At 32.5% G+C, this 15749-nt stretch carries 37 protein-coding genes; 18 read left to right on the top strand and 19 right to left on the bottom strand.

The genetic code is table 11. The features are described from left to right. The first annotated feature begins 208 nt into the window (after positions 1-208). The 6 genes from V4538_14895 (at position 209) to V4538_14920 (ending at position 2377) form a co-directional block, all read left to right on the top strand. Positions 209-667: a hypothetical protein gene (locus V4538_14895; GenBank protein MES2382331.1), complete on the top strand. Its 459-nt coding sequence runs from the start codon at positions 209-211 to the stop codon at positions 665-667. 12 nt (positions 668-679) lie between these two features. Beyond that, complete coding sequence (locus V4538_14900) at positions 680-952, top strand: helix-turn-helix transcriptional regulator (protein MES2382332.1); 273 nt, start codon at positions 680-682, stop codon at positions 950-952. Positions 953-1101: 149 nt separating this feature from the next. Continuing rightward, on the top strand, positions 1102-1509 hold the full coding sequence (locus V4538_14905) for a hypothetical protein (protein MES2382333.1): 408 nt from the start codon (positions 1102-1104) through the stop codon (positions 1507-1509). Beyond that, on the top strand, positions 1488-1685 hold the full coding sequence (locus V4538_14910) for a hypothetical protein (GenBank protein ID MES2382334.1): 198 nt from the start codon (positions 1488-1490) through the stop codon (positions 1683-1685). Before V4538_14905 ends, V4538_14910 begins: the two co-directional genes overlap by 22 nt. Continuing rightward, positions 1660-1926: a hypothetical protein gene (locus V4538_14915; protein ID MES2382335.1), complete on the top strand. Its 267-nt coding sequence runs from the start codon at positions 1660-1662 to the stop codon at positions 1924-1926. The genes V4538_14910 and V4538_14915 overlap by 26 nt, the downstream gene beginning before the upstream one ends. Positions 1927-2005: 79 nt before the next feature. Further along, complete coding sequence (locus V4538_14920; protein MES2382336.1) at positions 2006-2377, top strand: hypothetical protein; 372 nt, start codon at positions 2006-2008, stop codon at positions 2375-2377. Between the two features lie 393 nt (positions 2378-2770). Here the strand turns inward: V4538_14920 and V4538_14925 are convergent, their stop codons facing one another. The 19 genes from V4538_14925 to V4538_15015 all read right to left on the bottom strand — a co-directional run bounded on the left by V4538_14925 (position 2771) and on the right by V4538_15015 (position 9706). After that, on the bottom strand, positions 2771-3148 hold the full coding sequence (locus tag V4538_14925) for a hypothetical protein (GenBank protein ID MES2382337.1): 378 nt from the start codon (positions 3146-3148) through the stop codon (positions 2771-2773). 4 nt (positions 3149-3152) lie between these two features. Further along, the gene (locus V4538_14930) at positions 3153-3542 is read right to left on the bottom strand and encodes a DUF3307 domain-containing protein (GenBank protein MES2382338.1); all 390 of its coding nucleotides are present in this window, start codon (positions 3540-3542) and stop codon (positions 3153-3155) included. Between the two features lie 5 nt (positions 3543-3547). After that, a complete protein-coding gene (locus tag V4538_14935) occupies positions 3548-4093 on the bottom strand; it encodes a hypothetical protein (protein ID MES2382339.1) in 546 nt (181 codons plus the stop codon). A gap of 8 nt (positions 4094-4101) precedes the next feature. Beyond that, entirely contained in the window at positions 4102-4296 is a 195-nt protein-coding gene (locus tag V4538_14940; protein ID MES2382340.1) for a hypothetical protein, read from the bottom strand. A gap of 40 nt (positions 4297-4336) precedes the next feature. Beyond that, positions 4337-4912 (bottom strand): hypothetical protein, encoded by a 576-nt coding sequence (locus V4538_14945; protein ID MES2382341.1) that lies wholly within the window; start codon positions 4910-4912, stop codon positions 4337-4339. A 10-nt stretch (positions 4913-4922) separates the two neighbouring features. Beyond that, positions 4923-5126 carry an ImmA/IrrE family metallo-endopeptidase gene (locus V4538_14950; protein ID MES2382342.1) on the bottom strand — a complete coding sequence of 68 codons (204 nt, stop codon included), beginning with the start codon at positions 5124-5126 and terminating at the stop codon, positions 4923-4925. Beyond that, a complete protein-coding gene (locus V4538_14955; protein ID MES2382343.1) occupies positions 5116-5463 on the bottom strand; it encodes a hypothetical protein in 348 nt (115 codons plus the stop codon). The genes V4538_14950 and V4538_14955 overlap by 11 nt, the downstream gene beginning before the upstream one ends. Positions 5464-5501: 38 nt before the next feature. After that, complete coding sequence (locus V4538_14960) at positions 5502-5798, bottom strand: hypothetical protein (GenBank protein MES2382344.1); 297 nt, start codon at positions 5796-5798, stop codon at positions 5502-5504. 16 nt (positions 5799-5814) lie between these two features. Further along, entirely contained in the window at positions 5815-6354 is a 540-nt protein-coding gene (locus V4538_14965; GenBank protein ID MES2382345.1) for a hypothetical protein, read from the bottom strand. A 4-nt stretch (positions 6355-6358) separates the two neighbouring features. After that, positions 6359-6640, bottom strand: coding sequence for a hypothetical protein (locus V4538_14970; protein MES2382346.1), 282 nt, complete (start codon positions 6638-6640; stop codon positions 6359-6361). A gap of 20 nt (positions 6641-6660) precedes the next feature. Further along, positions 6661-6888, bottom strand: coding sequence for a hypothetical protein (locus V4538_14975; protein MES2382347.1), 228 nt, complete (start codon positions 6886-6888; stop codon positions 6661-6663). A 174-nt stretch (positions 6889-7062) separates the two neighbouring features. Next, positions 7063-7359, bottom strand: coding sequence for a hypothetical protein (locus V4538_14980; protein MES2382348.1), 297 nt, complete (start codon positions 7357-7359; stop codon positions 7063-7065). A 2-nt stretch (positions 7360-7361) separates the two neighbouring features. Next, positions 7362-7967, bottom strand: coding sequence for a recombination protein NinG (locus V4538_14985; GenBank protein ID MES2382349.1), 606 nt, complete (start codon positions 7965-7967; stop codon positions 7362-7364). Positions 7968-7970: 3 nt separating this feature from the next. Continuing rightward, positions 7971-8294 carry a hypothetical protein gene (locus V4538_14990; protein ID MES2382350.1) on the bottom strand — a complete coding sequence of 108 codons (324 nt, stop codon included), beginning with the start codon at positions 8292-8294 and terminating at the stop codon, positions 7971-7973. Positions 8295-8307: 13 nt separating this feature from the next. Continuing rightward, complete coding sequence (locus tag V4538_14995; GenBank protein ID MES2382351.1) at positions 8308-8580, bottom strand: hypothetical protein; 273 nt, start codon at positions 8578-8580, stop codon at positions 8308-8310. Between the two features lie 26 nt (positions 8581-8606). Then, the gene (locus tag V4538_15000) at positions 8607-8807 is read right to left on the bottom strand and encodes a hypothetical protein (protein MES2382352.1); all 201 of its coding nucleotides are present in this window, start codon (positions 8805-8807) and stop codon (positions 8607-8609) included. Continuing rightward, positions 8800-9174, bottom strand: coding sequence for a hypothetical protein (locus V4538_15005; protein MES2382353.1), 375 nt, complete (start codon positions 9172-9174; stop codon positions 8800-8802). The genes V4538_15000 and V4538_15005 overlap by 8 nt, the downstream gene beginning before the upstream one ends. 1 nt (position 9175) lies before the next feature. Further along, entirely contained in the window at positions 9176-9502 is a 327-nt protein-coding gene (locus V4538_15010; protein MES2382354.1) for a hypothetical protein, read from the bottom strand. Then, the gene (locus tag V4538_15015) at positions 9503-9706 is read right to left on the bottom strand and encodes a hypothetical protein (protein MES2382355.1); all 204 of its coding nucleotides are present in this window, start codon (positions 9704-9706) and stop codon (positions 9503-9505) included. Positions 9707-10610: 904 nt separating this feature from the next. Here V4538_15015 and V4538_15020 point away from each other — a divergent pair. The 12 genes from V4538_15020 to V4538_15075 all read left to right on the top strand — a co-directional run bounded on the left by V4538_15020 (position 10611) and on the right by V4538_15075 (position 15741). Further along, a complete protein-coding gene (locus V4538_15020; protein MES2382356.1) occupies positions 10611-11297 on the top strand; it encodes a hypothetical protein in 687 nt (228 codons plus the stop codon). Positions 11298-11311: 14 nt separating this feature from the next. Then, complete coding sequence (locus V4538_15025) at positions 11312-11716, top strand: DUF559 domain-containing protein (protein MES2382357.1); 405 nt, start codon at positions 11312-11314, stop codon at positions 11714-11716. Positions 11717-11753: 37 nt separating this feature from the next. Continuing rightward, positions 11754-11981, top strand: coding sequence for a hypothetical protein (locus tag V4538_15030; protein MES2382358.1), 228 nt, complete (start codon positions 11754-11756; stop codon positions 11979-11981). A gap of 10 nt (positions 11982-11991) precedes the next feature. Then, positions 11992-12303 carry a hypothetical protein gene (locus V4538_15035; protein MES2382359.1) on the top strand — a complete coding sequence of 104 codons (312 nt, stop codon included), beginning with the start codon at positions 11992-11994 and terminating at the stop codon, positions 12301-12303. After that, positions 12209-13042: a hypothetical protein gene (locus V4538_15040; GenBank protein MES2382360.1), complete on the top strand. Its 834-nt coding sequence runs from the start codon at positions 12209-12211 to the stop codon at positions 13040-13042. The genes V4538_15035 and V4538_15040 overlap by 95 nt, the downstream gene beginning before the upstream one ends. Positions 13043-13044: 2 nt before the next feature. Continuing rightward, complete coding sequence (locus V4538_15045) at positions 13045-13266, top strand: hypothetical protein (protein ID MES2382361.1); 222 nt, start codon at positions 13045-13047, stop codon at positions 13264-13266. Positions 13267-13268: 2 nt separating this feature from the next. Continuing rightward, a complete protein-coding gene (locus tag V4538_15050; protein MES2382362.1) occupies positions 13269-13631 on the top strand; it encodes a GIY-YIG nuclease family protein in 363 nt (120 codons plus the stop codon). A 12-nt stretch (positions 13632-13643) separates the two neighbouring features. After that, positions 13644-13937 carry a hypothetical protein gene (locus V4538_15055; GenBank protein ID MES2382363.1) on the top strand — a complete coding sequence of 98 codons (294 nt, stop codon included), beginning with the start codon at positions 13644-13646 and terminating at the stop codon, positions 13935-13937. Positions 13938-13971: 34 nt separating this feature from the next. After that, positions 13972-14400 carry a DUF3307 domain-containing protein gene (locus V4538_15060; GenBank protein MES2382364.1) on the top strand — a complete coding sequence of 143 codons (429 nt, stop codon included), beginning with the start codon at positions 13972-13974 and terminating at the stop codon, positions 14398-14400. Then, entirely contained in the window at positions 14400-14576 is a 177-nt protein-coding gene (locus V4538_15065; GenBank protein ID MES2382365.1) for a hypothetical protein, read from the top strand. The genes V4538_15060 and V4538_15065 overlap by 1 nt, the downstream gene beginning before the upstream one ends. Positions 14577-14778: 202 nt before the next feature. After that, complete coding sequence (locus tag V4538_15070; protein ID MES2382366.1) at positions 14779-15309, top strand: hypothetical protein; 531 nt, start codon at positions 14779-14781, stop codon at positions 15307-15309. Between the two features lie 45 nt (positions 15310-15354). After that, on the top strand, positions 15355-15741 hold the full coding sequence (locus V4538_15075; GenBank protein ID MES2382367.1) for a hypothetical protein: 387 nt from the start codon (positions 15355-15357) through the stop codon (positions 15739-15741). Positions 15742-15749 lie beyond the last annotated feature (8 nt).

Below are 15749 nucleotides of genomic sequence, written 5' to 3' on the forward strand. Positions count from 1 at the left end.
GGGATTGGGGGAATGTTGGCTCTACACTGATATTGATGAATTGATGGTAAGGGGGGATGGGGGCTTTAGTTTGGTTGTCTTAGGGTAATAACCATGATTGGGAGAGGGAAGGGGATTGGTGGGGGTAGGTTGATTTGGTGTAGATAAAAAATAGAAATAAAATAGAAATAAAATTTGTTAAATAAATTCAAGTAGTTATATTTGCGCTATGGAACAAAATAAACAAAAGGGCGGTAAACGATTGGGGGCTGGAAGAAAGCCTGTTTTGAGCAAAAAAAAACAGATTAGTCTTTATGTAGAGGGTAGTAAAATATTAAAGTTTGGCAATGACGAAAAAATGAAAAAATATCTTTACAAGGTTATTGAAACTTTTGGGAATTCACCTATTGATTATAAGCCTCCAACAGAAGCTAATTTTCATGGCAAGATGGTAAGCATGGAAGTTGTTGATAAAATGGATGTTGAGCAACAAAAAAGTAGTATAACAGGTTTGCCACCTAAGTTATCTGACTTTGATAAGTTTTCAGAAGAATTGCGTTCAGCTAAATCAAGGCATGATGTTGATGCTATAATGAAGCGTTCAGTTGGAGGTATCATGTTTCCAAAAGAAAGGTTTGCGCTTAAATCAGTAGCCGATGAAGTAATGGAAGATATGTTTAACGATTAAAAAATAAAAACTATGGCAGAAAAGATGTTAATGGATAATATCAGGTACTTACAAAAAAGTTCAAAGTTATCAAGATTGGCTTGGGCTAAGAAAATGCAAATAAGTGATAAGACAGTTGGAAAGTGGTTTGAGGGGTTAGCCTCCCCACAAACTGAACATTTAGTTAAGATAAGCAACAAAAACAAAGTAAGCATTGACTATTTGATACGTAAGGATATAGAAATATTGTACAAATTCCAAATTACCGCTAATTATATGTTTATTCAAAAACTTATGAAACTTTGACACCATGCACAACTTCTTTTACATATCAGGCGTATTATTTTGGAGCGCAATTTTAATCGGAATTATCGGGTATATTGTACTTGTAATAATAGGTTTGAGTATTACTGATAGGGATGAAAATTAAAAATAAATTATAAAAAATAAAAAGTATGAAAAAGTATAAAATGGTATTAATAGTTATGTTTTTATCATGTGCTTGGTTGCTCGTAGAAGCACAAACATTACATATTGAAGATGGTATTTACAATCCGTTTAAAATGCCTAAAAGAAATACAAATATTGGTAGAGACACAATTCCTGTTATATTACTTGTTAGTGATACAACTATACCAAATACTGTTGGTTACTGTAATGGTTATTCTGTCAGAAAAATAGAATACGCAAATGTTGATGTATCCATTGATCCAAATTATGTATTACCAGACGGAGGAATGACTTTAATGGGTTGGGTTCCTAGATATGAAGAACGTCCATTTTATACACATCTAGAGTATTTGGATGATAAAAAACTACCGTTATCAAAAAATATAATTGTATGGCAGTTAAATTTAAAATAAAAAACAATTGTAACCATTACCCGATAATGAGATATAAAGATGAAGTGCTTTATATTGTGTGTATGTTTTGTGAGAAAGAATTAAATAAAGACGGCACATTAAAAACCGAAGATATTGACTGTGAAATAGTAACCACTAAACAAATAACCAATGAAAAAAGCAAAAGACAAGGATGAAGCGTGGAAGTTACAGGAAACGTATGCGGGTAAACCTCATGGATGGATACAATGGAAAGGAACTAATGTTTGTATGGACTTTCATTGTGAATGTGGAAATTTTGCTCATATTGATGCAGACTTTGCCTACTTTATAAAATGCCATGTATGTAACAGGATTTATATGTGCAACGGTCATATCGAAATGATTGAAATAGAAAAAGAACCCGATAACTGTGTTATAGAAACAGAACCGGAATAAAGGCAATGATCTAAAACTTAAAAGCCACACAAAACAACAATGTATTTTATTTATTCACAAATCTAAATATTTATCAATTATGAGTTTAGCCGAAAAATATTATAGAATATTTTACAAAGTAAAGGACGGCGTTAAACTTTCAAATGAACAATGGAAGGTAGTAAAAATGATGCACGAATGTTTGAGGGAATACAATAAGCCAAAACTACCGCAGGGTGCAATTATGGTTAATAAACAAGCGTTGGTTAATCATCTTCGGTATGTAAAAAATTGCCTCAAAGATACAGATGCTTTAATGCTGAACTCTAAATACAAAGACTTTTCAAATGGGGAAGGTGGTAAAGAAATGGCTAAAATTTGGAACGCATTAAATTTAACCATGCAGTCTATATTGCACTTTCAGTTAAACGTACCACTTGAAAGGCTGAATGAAGAAATAGCAGAACTTTAAAATCCTTACGCTAATGAGGTAAGGTAGAAAAGCCATCCATTAACAAGGGTGGTTTTTTTATTGAAAAATAATTTGAATTATTGAGTAGGAGTATTATCTTTGTTGTCCGGAAAAGATACAGGATATACAGCCGGAATTTACCGGCAAGAGTTTTAAAAGAGATCAAGACGTTTAAAAGTAAAATCACCCTGAGCAAGTGGTTGCCGCAAAAGTCGGTTACAAGTCTCTAAGGATTTTCACAGAGCCGCAGCAAAGTACAAGCTGCGGTTTTTTTATTCCCCCAACAAAACACCAAATAAAATACCCCTACAAAATACTTTGCAGGGGTGCTTGGTTGACTAACTCTTTTTAAAAATGATGAAAGGCAAAGATACTATTTTTTCAACTGTTCAATTACTTTTGATTGGTATTGTAGGTTAATTCAGTTCCAGTTAATGCGAAATATAGGTTTTGGAGTTGGTGAAGATATTTAATTTCAGCTTTGTACAAATATTCTCCTTTCCCAAAATAAATATACCCTGTAAACAGTTCAACTGAAAGATGAATTTTTGATTTTGTCTCATACCAATCATTATCGTACCACGTAAATCCACACTTATCTAATATTTCCGGCGAAAGCGGTATTGGGTGGATATGCTCAATAGGGATATGGGTATTTATCATTGAACCTTCCCTTAATTCAAAACCGATAGTATGTACCTGTATTGGTTCTGTCATTTTACCTGCTAAAACATAATTTCCAATTCGTAAATCTTTTTCTGATAGGCTCATGGTTTTAGTTATTTATGGGTGGTTGGAGTGCGTAGTATGACATAAAAATAATTACTGTGGCGTGTAAAAATTGGTCAAATCCCATTAATATCCAGTAAGGGTATTTCATGTTATCCCTTGTTATTGGGAAGTAGTATGTTACTTTGCCTTTAGCTACATCAATCAAAAAATGAGTGCCTACCTGAAATAAGATAAGTGGAACCGATTTAAAATAACCAACCGCTATCAGCAATGGTATAATCATCAGTACCCCATGAACGCAAGCGTGATTAAATATAGGGTACAATGGTTTTCCTAATTGCTTTGCCTTTAGCATTGTTGCAGTAGATAACCAAGTAAAATCAGCTAACCAATGGCAAGCAAATAAACTTATCAATAATAATTCCTTTTCCATAACTTTTATTTTGATTGTTCTGATACTGGTGGTTGTGGTAAGGATGCGATAAGTTTTTCAAATTGCCTTTTAGTCATTATTGATTGGCCTGCAAACCGTTGGCAACTATCCAAATCATCGTCCATGTACTCCGAATATTCATCCCACAGTTCTTCGGCTTTTTCCTTTATCCACCCATCGGCTACTACATTAACAGGGGAGGCGGGTGGGTTTGTGATGGCTGGTAAAGGGAAGTTTAAAATAGTTTCTCCTAATGCCTGGAACACATCTTTGTCTGATTTCTTATCTGCTTTATCTTGGTTGAACGGGTAAAGGAAGGTTGTCGAAATATCCTTTAATAATTGTTTTCCATAGTTTTCCATATCCTCCATGCTGTACCATGCTTTTTGAACAGGCTCTACTTGTGGTAGTTGTTCTGGCTTGGGTGCGGGAAATAGAGGCTCCCAATTAGTGTACATAATGGGATCTGATTTACATGACTTGCATGGGGAAAGAATAATTGATAGTTCACCGTGTTTACAAGTTTCGCAATCTTTTTTATCTGGTGTCATAATGGTACTTAATTTTTATTAGATAATACTTCTGTTTTCCAGTAATCGTATAATTCATCAAGTTCAAATTCAGTTCCATCATATTCAACTAGCGGTTCCCTTAATAACCATCCTTCAAAACTTCTTATACAATCTGTATCAATAAACTCTGCAAACGCTATTGAAACAGATTTTAGTGCTGTAAAATATTTTTCTTGACTCATAATTAATCATTTTAAAGTTTTTGCGTTTGTACTGTTGGGGTTAGTTGTTCAACTTTTTTTGAATAGCATCAATAGCCGTCCAGAAATGAGATTGAATTTCATGTAACACATCAGTTCCGTAAGCGTGAACATAAGTGTTGATAATGACGTCTAAATTAAGCACTTCAGGCATTTCTTTCACCTGCCATACCTTACCTACCTCTCCAGTACTTTCTGCTGCTGTAGTGGAGGCGATAAATGTTACAAGATCAGGGAACGGGTTTTCACCCAATGTAATCGGATATGCGCCCCGTCCGTTACCAACAGTATAAGCATTGATTATTTGCTGTTTCTCAACTTCAATGTAGTATGAAAGCCAATGTAATAAGTTCCCTTTATCAATAGTATCTCCTTTAATGGCTTTTATTTTATCCATCATTGTTTTAATTGCAGTTTGCCCAACTGCCATTTCTGCTGCTGTAGTGGATGTATTAAAGTGCTGATGAGTAGCACAAACTAAGTCCACAAGCATGTGGTCATCTACAGCTATTTTAATTGGAGTATTTGAAATGGATATTCCAAAATACTTTTCTACGATTAATTCATACTGGCAGCGATTTGATTTTTCTAATAACATAATTATTTTTTTAATTTTTATATTTAATAAAGTATGCAATTCGTATTGCTAACGCCGTCTTTGATACTCCATATTTTTTTGAAAGACGGTTAATATCTTCATCACTGCCTAAATCAAATCCCCTATCCAAATCTTCTGATATAAATTTTTTTGGCATCAGTAAAAGCATTGCGAACAAATTTGCTTCGGATTCTATATTTTTATCAACTTTCATGTATGGCTGCTGTAGTGTCTGTATCTTCTGCATGGGGGGTGGGTTGGTTATCCAAAATGTCCAATACATCGCCACGTTTAACCCATTTAACTTTTACTGATCTGTGAGTTTTATTTTCATCCCATTCATTTTCAGGTATAGTTTTAAATGGTATTGCCTCAATCCGTTCCCTTAAAGTCCCCGCTACCTGTCCTTCTACTGCTTGTGGTGGTTCAGGTGAGGGGGTTAATTGGGAGGCATATTCTTCAATTGCTGAAATAATACCATCGTAAGTATAAGTAGAACGGAAACCGGGGAAAATGCCTTTATCTTTTAATATTTCTTCTTTACTTTTCATAACGCTTTATTGTTTTAATTGTGTTTGTTGAGTGAGGGTTATTGGTTAAATGTTTTATTGTAGTAATCCATGCAGTTTTTAAATTGTCTCCCGTTACCGTCTTGTTGGTTGTCCCTGTCTGAATCTCCTTGATTATATGCTTTCTCAAATTGTTCCCTTTCTAATTTAAGGAAATTTTTTGCTGTCATTACAGCGATAGTTTGTACTGACATTGCATCGTTCCATATTTTTTTATTCTCCTTACCTTTTACCTCTTTCCATTTTTTATAATACTCCTGATTAGTTTTATCTAACCTTTCAATTAATTGCTGCATTGCTGTTTGTTCTGTAGGCATGGTTACTTGGGTTTGTTTATTTAGATTTATTTAATTGTTCGATTTCCATAGCAACTTCAAGTTCTTTTATGGCTTTGTGATAATTTTCCTTTGCTTCTTGTAGCCTCTTTAATTTAAACCCTTGTTTTCTTTCTGAAATTATTGCGGAAATTCTATTTTGTATTTCGGTGTTACCTTTCCACATATCCATAACTTGTAAAATGCGCTGATCGTTTAAATATTCCTCATTTTCAGTCATAGCCCAATCAATAACACAATCTATCTTTGATATAAAAAATCTACTCATTGGGTAGTGTAGTTGTGAGTGACCTTTTGTGTAATGAGTATTAGCGCAGGTAAAGTCCACACTTGCTTTTAATTCTCCCGATTTTTCACTAACCTTTAAAACAAAATGAGCGTCTTGTAATTGGTTTTTAGCATCCCCTTCATCATAGAAAGGAGTAACGGCAAAAATTTCATCACTATACAAATCGCTTTCAAAACAAATAATAACTTTTCTGCCTCTTTTTTCAGCCCTTGTAATTTTAACACTAATCGGTTCAGGTTTCTTTTCCATAATTTTATTTTAGTAGTGAAATTTGATATTTAAGAAAATCTATCCACCAATTTTCAAATGTTTTATAATTATCTTTTTCTTCCCACAGTAATTCAAAATCATCTTTTATATGAGCGTATTTTTCGTTAACCAAATCTTCTGCATCCTTATACCCTTTGCCACCACATTCATTACAAATAACCATAACATCCATTTCTATTTGCATCCCTTCTTCTCCTCTATGGATATTTTTTTCTACTTCTCCTGTACCGTTACAGTTTTCGCAATTTTTATTTTCTTCTTTCATGCTTAGTACTGTTAGATGGGTTAAGGTTTATAAATAAAAAACTCAATTCCTGAATAATCTGAAATGTAGTAATCTAATTTATTTTCTTTAATGAACTTATTTATTTTTTCTAAGTGGTAATCTTTTCGGGGCAGCGATGTGGATTTAATCAACCAACCGACTACTTCATTATTGGTAAGGCTCTTTTTCACTTCATTAATAATTTTGCAATTAAAAGAAATGATATAAGATTTTAATTCAGGGTTCATGGGTTAATGATTTTTAAAAGAGGGGAAAGTAAATACAATCCCCGTTTGTTACCAAAACAACTGCTTATGAATAGATACTTAAATTACTTGTTCCTAAACATGCCAAATCTGTTGTTACGTTCCAATCCAGTTCAGTGCTGTCCTCTGCACCTTCTATTGCGTTTGGTTCTGTTGTCATGCTAATTGCTTTTTAATAAATTTATTTCTTATTTTTTCATATGGGATATAATCAAAATCTTCTCGTTTTATTTTTGATGGATCGTACTCCCCCAAGCATTCACATTCAGCAAATGTTGTTTCAACATTATCTCCGCTTTCTCTTTCTGTCAAATCAGTATGAATAAATAAAACCTTGCCGTTTCTTACTACATAATAATCTTCATAGTAAAAAACAGTCTTACTCATAAACACGTTCATCCATCTATGCACAAGTAACTTGCCCTCTGCTTCTTGTAATATTTTATTATCCATGTTTAATTAAATTTACTTTCTATCAATCTTAGTTTTGCCCGTAGGTCTATCAATAAACTTTTAAGTTCTTCTCTTGACCATTTGTAAGGCTCTCTTGCTATTTCTTGTAACTGTTGTGATAAGCCATTTTGTTCTTCATCAAGTTTATATGCAAACACCTCTAAATTACCGTCTAAAGTTTCGTTGCAATGTTTACAGCAACAACGATTAGCCCTGAAATCCCATCTTGTTAAAGTATTGGCACGTTTTATAAAATGGGATAACTGCATCATGCTCCAATGTTGCTCCTTCCCACAAGTAAAACAATTTGCATAACCGAATTTATTTGCCGCCGTCATTCTTACTATTCGACTATGAACGTAATCCAAATCATTAATCAATGCTTGCCGTTCAGCTTCAAAATAATTCCCTTCACTTACCTGCTTATTTCCTAAACTTCTTACCCTTTGATTTAAACTTGCTTTTTGTGTGTACTTTTTAACCTTAATTTCTTTGTTGCATTTTAAGCAAACCAGTTCTTTTCCCAACTTAACTACATCAGTATCTTTTGCCCCACATTTAGAACAATCACCGAACTTACATTTATTTATTGTGGGTGTATATGCCATTAGTTAAACTGATTGTGGTGGTGTATTGTAAACGTAATCAGGAAAATTAATAATCGGTATTATCTGTTTTTTTGCTGCCTCTAATTCAAGCGTTTCGTTCAATGATTCTATTTTTGATATTATCCTTAAATCAAAATCATACGCACCTTTGATTAATTCAAAAGCAACCTCAACATCCATACCAAATGCTTGTGCTAAATAATTAATAGTCAAGTTATGCCGCTTCATCATTCTCCTTACGTTTTCAGCTATTGATAATGAACTTCGCAACTCATTAAAATCAACATCATTTAAAGAGGACAAAACTTCTTTTAAGGGTGTATTCATTGTTACTTAGTTTTTATTTGGTTAATTTATTTAACATTTCTTCATCCTTTGAATAATCCGCTTCTATGAATTTCTTTGCCTTAATTATATCTTTTAATATTTCGGCAATTTCTTTTCGTTCTCTCCTAACTCGTTCCATACCATAACCTGTTGCTTCATCAATCATTTTTTCTATTGGACTTTGTGGCTTACTTAAATGTTCCTGATACTGCCTTAATAAATAATACCCTGCATCAACTGTGGCATAGGCTGTAAACACTTCACTATTTTCAAAAATACTCCGCATTGCTTTGTGTTGTGTGGGTTACTGTGTTAAAGTGATTGAAATTCTTTTGTTGAATTATTATTAAATAATGAGTATATCATATCGGTATCTGTTTCTATAACTCTATCATCTTCCACTAAATACCAACAAACCTTATCGTCTTTTAGTCTTGGCACTAAATCATCCCTTCTAACTATCCATTCGATAAATGCCATGCTTTTATGATATGCAAATTCTTCATTAGTCATTGTTCAGTATTTTGTTTATTTCAATTAATTCGTAATGGTCATAATCCCCACCTACTCCATTTGCAAATTTCGACCTACCTTCCAACTTAATTTTTCTTTCTTTTATTTCTTCAATACCATCAGGTCTATCCATTACAATTTGGCATCTGTTTTTTGCGGCATTAACCATTTTTTCTACTTTTTCAGCCGATATGCCCGTATGGTTATTTATTAATGGATAGGAAAGGTTTTCTGATTTAAGGGTTATTGTAACAGTTTCACCATAACTATGATTGTATGTTGAGAACTTTTGGTATTTATGTAGGCTTATACCAAATAATTTTAACCATTTCCTTTGCTTATTGTATATTCTTTCTCTCTTTTTCATTTTATTTAAATATTGCTTGTTTGTACTGTGCAGATAACACCTTAAAACTTCTTACATAGTTAGCAATGGTAACATTACCTGAATTTACAGAACCTGAAAACCTACAATAAGACAAATTACCATCCTTAAGAGTAACGGCAGGTTTCTCATATATGCTTAATTGTACCGTGTCTTTAGTTTTGTCGTTAAAAGTATATTCCACTTCTGAAATGTAATAATCTATTGTAAATATTTCTTTTGGTCTATGCTTAAGTTTGTATAAAGAATATTCTTCGTACCCAAAAAAGCAAGCATAAATAACAATTACTAATATAATTAATGGTTTCATTTAAAAATTAGTTTTAAGAATTTTATTTAGTCCCTTTAATTCCAAATCAGTAAAGTCATTGTATTTTTTCTTTACTGAAAACTTAGATGGGTTCATAGGTGTTTCTTCACTATGTAACAACTCTGCAACTTTAGCCTGTGTTAAGTTTGCTTTTATCATGGCAATATCAATTTCCTGCGATACTGTTAATATTTCTTTGCTCATTGTTTTTCCTTTTATTTCCACAAAGATAATGTTTTAAACTAAATTACAAAATAAATTTAAAAAAGATTTTGAAATATCAAAATAGTCCTTATCTTTGTCCAAGTTCTTTAAAAAATAGGGTTGATATACAGGGTTGTGGTGTAAATGAAATAGCACACTTTATTAAGTTAAAGCCGACAACTGGAAATCCGGAGTATAGGTAAGGTGTTTGTAAAATACAGTCTTAATAAAAAGGATAGGGAGGTACAAATCCGCCCAACCCTGCATATCAACGTTATTTAAAAAAGTATTTACCCTTTACTGCACAATAATCATAAACCTCTTTTTTTGGGGTTGAGATAAAAGCATATTTGGTAAATATTAAAGCTGTTGTTCTTTGTTATGTGGTGGAAAGTACCGATGAAGTGGCGAGCGGATTCGGGAATATACACATAAAAAAATGTTCGCATTATTAGTTCTATGGAACGACAAGCATAGAAATGCAGGTACACGGGAAATAACTTACCAATCCTGCCATAACAAAGGACACAGCTTTTTTAAAAGTTCTTTAAGTACAGTATAAATAAACCCGGACATTTTAACAAATGGCTTTTATCGTCCAGCAATCGGATGGGGTGAATAAAGCGACTGTACTTAATTTTAAAAAATAAATTTGGATATTCGGAAAAGAATATTATTTTTGATACCGCTACAAACAATAAATTAAACCAATAACACGATGTTAGTTCAGATTAAGTTATTATCTTTGCTTCACTTCACGCCACTACAAATATCAGGCGTTCGTTTTAATATGGTTTATTTTATTGCGTAGCAGCACAGGCCGATGGTTAACTCCATTGGCTTTTTTTATATTCAAAAACAATATTGTTGCTACTTGCGGAATACAGTTTTTATACCAGTAAAGTTGATTAAGGAGGCATCTAATGATGGGTGGCTAAAGTCAGTATCTTACTTTGTGCGTATGAAAAGCCTATATAGAAACAATACTTTTTATAATTATTCATTAAGGAGGTTAGGTGAAGTTGTTAAATGTAGTCCTGCGTGTTTGGCGGCTCATTTAAAGATACTTGAAGCTAAAGGGTTAATATCATTCCATAATGGGAATATAACCTTTGCAGGGCTTGGAAAATTACAATCAATGTACGGGATCAAAAATATAGGAGTTCCGGTAGATATAAATAACAATTTTAAAAACCAATACGATATTTTAAGAGGGCAGATAATACGATTTAACTTAGCCTCACAACAACATAGAATAAATAAGTCTGAATTACAACATTGCAGGGATAAATACGTTCCTAATACAAAAAATGAAAAGATGAATAGTTCTTATGTAGGTTTGTCAGCAAATGGAATTGGTAACTTGTTTTCTTTATCAATGGCAACAGGTAGCCGGATAAGAGGTAAATTAAAAAACCTTAATCAAATATCTGTTAAAAGACGTTTTTCCAAATTGTTATGGGTTAACTCTTATAATGATTTTATTAACTTGAAACGTATTGGGGTTATACCTATCTATTCATTATTTAATAATGGCTTAGTGGTTAAAGAGGTAAGACCTGAAATGCAGTACAACTATTGCCCTGCATAAGTAGTTTACAAAAAATGAACACGAAAAAACTAAATATAACTTTAAAAAAATATTACAAAGGATGGAAACCTGTAACTGAAATAAGACGTTCATTCTTTATATGGACAGGTAGTTATTCAAATAGCATAAAGGAAAAAGAAATATACAAGATACTTAAAAGACATAATCTAAGGTTTTACTGCGAAATATCATTTGATATGATTAAAAGATTTGACTTCTATATTCCTTTACTGGACTTAGTTATTGAATATGACGGTGGGCAACACTTTTCAAGTATCAAAAATATTAACAACGATATTGGAAAGGAAAGTCAGTTAAAAAAGTTAGGGGTAAAGTTGATACGGTACAATAAAACTCATAACTTAACAGACCAAATAAAGCATGATTTAATTCACCATCCTGTACTTTCAGGGATATAGGCTTGGTTTATCAATAACTATCTTAAAATTAAACACAATGATAATAAACGGAAGGTATTTTTTAGATAATCCAGAAAGCGGTTATTATGAAGTAAGCAAGGATCATTATGAACAATACCAAGAAAATTATAAGCGTTTTATGGATGCTTTTATTACACCAAATATTGACCAATCAAAATCAATAAAAGGTAAAATAATAATAACTTCCACTACTGCTGATGATAATAACGGGGATGAGTTTAAAAAACTTTGGCAACAAAAATAAAACTAAAACTATGTTTAATTCAGAACTATTCAAAACAGCATGGGCAACGTGGAAAAAGCATAAGCAGGAACTGTCAGATAGACCTTACACAGAAACAGCAGAAGAAAGGGCTTTATCAATATTGTTTCAGCAAAGTCATGGAATAGAAGATTTAGCAATCCAATCAATAAATGAAAGCATTGATAATAATTGGGCTAAAATATACATAGTTAAAAATTACAACGCCAATGGAAACGGACAAGTTAATGGTAGCAATCAGCAATCAGGAAATAAACAAAACGGAACAAGTACCGATAGAGTGGAAGCCCTGCGTAACTGGTGAAGAAGATGCGTTTACAAAAGCCTTGCAGCATAGACCTATTAATAAATCAACTGTAGATGAATTAAAGCAGGTTTTAAAGTTAGTTATTATTAAAGTAGGAGTAAGAGCCAACAACCTGCCAAATGATGTAGAAAAAGAGGTTTTAATAGAGCATATCATTACCAATTACGGCAACCATACACCAATGGAAATTAAGTTGGCTTTTGATATGGCAGTTTCAGGTAAGTTGGATGACTTGGATAGTAAAGGAAATGTTATTGATTTGGAAGTTAATTGTTACGAAAATTTTAGTTGTCTGTACTTTTCAAAAATAATGAACTCTTACCGCAGGTGGGCAAGACAAACACATAACCAATTAAAAGATTACCCAAAAATGATTGCAGAAAAACTTACTTTATCGGATGAAGAAAAAGCGGAGTGGATAATGGAGTGGAAGCAGAACCCCGATATTATATTAGAACTTATCCCTTTAGTATTTTACGATTGGATGGCAGAAAAGAACCTGTTAAAAATTACGGCAAAACAAAAATGGGAATACACCGAACAGGCAACCGCCCAAATAAAAGCTGAATTATTCAACGAAACCCAATTAGTAAAAACAAACAACGATGCTTACATAGCCTACAATAAATTCTGTAACATGGAGAAAGAAGGATTTAGCGGAGAAAATAAAGGCAGGATTGTAAACAGGGCAAAGAGATTAATTATATACGATTATTTAAAAGGTAAAATTGAATAGTTATGATGGAAAAAATTGTTGATTACGGAACTACACATTCTGTTACGGTGTTAGATGTTAAAAATGTTGTTATAACTGTGGTAGATGAAAACAACGAAGGTTACTTTTTAATAGGACACGGGTTGAAAACATTACCAAAAGTTGATGACAAAGGAACTATTGTTTTTACAAAGCACAACGGCCCCACTAAAGGTTATTGGAAATACTACCCAAAAACAAAATAATTATGACTTTTATTTATATTCTCATTTGCCCATTGGATGGATTGGTAAAATATGTTGGCAAATCAAACAATCCTGAAAAAAGGTTAAAAGACCATTGTTTGGATTTCAGGTGCATGGATTTGGATAAGGCTATGTGGATAAGAAGTTTATTGGCTAAAAAAATGAAACCACGAATAGAGGTAATTGACGAAGTTGATGCTGATAACTGGAAAAATATGGAAGATTATTGGTGCAAATATTTTAAAGGATACGGTTATCAGTTATTTAACAAACGTTCTCGTAACGGACTTACTTATGCAAATTCAAAAACATTTAAGCCCGGCAATATACCTTGGAATAAAAAGAGCAGATTTTATGAAGTATAAAATTTAATAGTTATGCAAACAGAATATAGAAAACAAAAGTACTTAACTGTTTCACCTGAACAGGAGCAATTAATAAAAGCCAATGCAGGTAAAATGACAATTAACGAACTATCTATATTACTTGGGTTGCCCTTCCAAAAAACTTACAATAATTTAAAACTTCTACAATTAACTAAACGTAAAGCAACAAGAAAGCCACCACCACCAAAATATAAAATAATAGAAGATAAAGAATGTAGGATAATTGACTTTGACAGAAACGGGTATTTTGATGAAGCAAAATTTGCAAAATATTATCAGTATTGACCACACAGGGTATAAACATAAAAAATAAAAAACGATGGAGCAACTTATTTTACACGGCATTGGAGACTATTTAATTCAGACTGATAAGTGGGCGAATGGTAAAAAACTAAAAGGCTTGTATGGATTTCTTTGTTGCCTTAAACATTGTGTTACTTACTCGTTACCATTTTTAATTATCGGTAGCTGGAAGGCAGTATTGGCTATATGTGTTTCACATTTTATAATTGACAGGACAAGGATAATAGAATATTTATTAGCATGGAAGAACGGGGTTTATAAAACAACAGAAATAAAACCAAACTCAATAAATTATATGTTCACTGCATATACCGTAAAGAGTTTAGATATTTCAAATTTTGGATTTGCAGAAAGTAAACCCAAGTTCATGTCAATATGGTTGTTTATTATTACCGATAATATAGTTCATTTAATCTGTAATTATTTATCATTAAAATATCTATAATGGCATTACACGTCTTACCAATAAATGATATAAAGCCACACGAAGAAACTACCACTTGTGAATGTGAGCCAAATGTTATTTTTGAAAACGGTGAAATGATTGTGGTTCATAATAGCTATGACGGTAGAGAATTTATTGAAGAAATATGCGATTTTATTAATAATAAAAACAAATAACCATGAACAACTCCTTTACCTATTCTTACATGATTTCAAAATTAGGATTTTCACTCAATGATAATTCCTTCGACAAGGTTCTATCTTGCCCTACTAATCCTGTTAAAAGAAATTATGTTAAGATAAAACCAGTGGTAACGTTAATGAGTGACGCTGATTTTAAAAACGCAATGAAGATTGTTAACCAAATTAAAAATAATAGGTGAGCAGAGTAATAACTTTTAGTCGTGTTTTCCCAAGTTACCATCCACGTAAAGGAGAGCCAACTAATTTTGTTGAAAAGATTTGGAAAGGATTGGATAAACTAAATTTAACGGGAGAGGAATTAGATAGGTGTATAAACGATTACTTTGTTTCTGCCGACGAACTTTGTTCTTATAATTCTATTCATTCAAAATACCATACCATACGTGCAGGTAATCGTTGGAAAGTAGGAGATAAATTTTCTCCCCGTGTTTGGAGTGGTAAACCTTATGCAAGTAAGCAAATAATAATTGCGCCGGATATTGAAATAAAAAAAGTGTGGGATTTAGAAATTGAAGTAGGTAAGGAATATTGGTTCTTTAAATTAAATGGTGAGGATATTAGCAACGGTAAAGAAGATTTTAACATTGATGAATTTACAGAAACACTTGCCAAAAATGATGGTCTTGAATTATCTGACTTTCTTAATTGGTTTCCTAAATCAGTAAAGGCACAAATAATTTGTTGGAACGAAAATATAAAATATTAACCCATGAGCCAATTACCATCCACAAGCCATTCCGCTAATCGTGAAATGACAAAAGAACTAAGAGAGCAACATCATGCAAAAATAGTTTCAGCTATTGAAGTACTTGGAGAATGTATAGGAGAGCAAATAGCTGAACAAGCAAAGATGGATTATCATGCTGTTATGCGTAGGCTTAAGGAACTTGTGGATGCAGGTAAAATTTACAACACATTAAAAACAGGGTTGACAAGCACAGGACGTAAAGCCAACAAGTATGCGATTAGAAATGAAAATACCGTAATCCCCGTTCCCGAAAAATTCAACCCTACTGATACAACACTACTTGACTTTGCATCTATGGTAGTAAATAAAAAAGAAAATGTAAAAATTGAAAAGGAAACAATAATAACAAAAAGATTAGAGCAGATAGATTTATTCTCCAATCAAAAATAAAAAACACA

Source organism: Bacteroidota bacterium (assembly GCA_040388375.1).
Taxonomy (GTDB): Bacteria; Bacteroidota; Bacteroidia; order UKL13-3; family UKL13-3; genus JAAFJM01.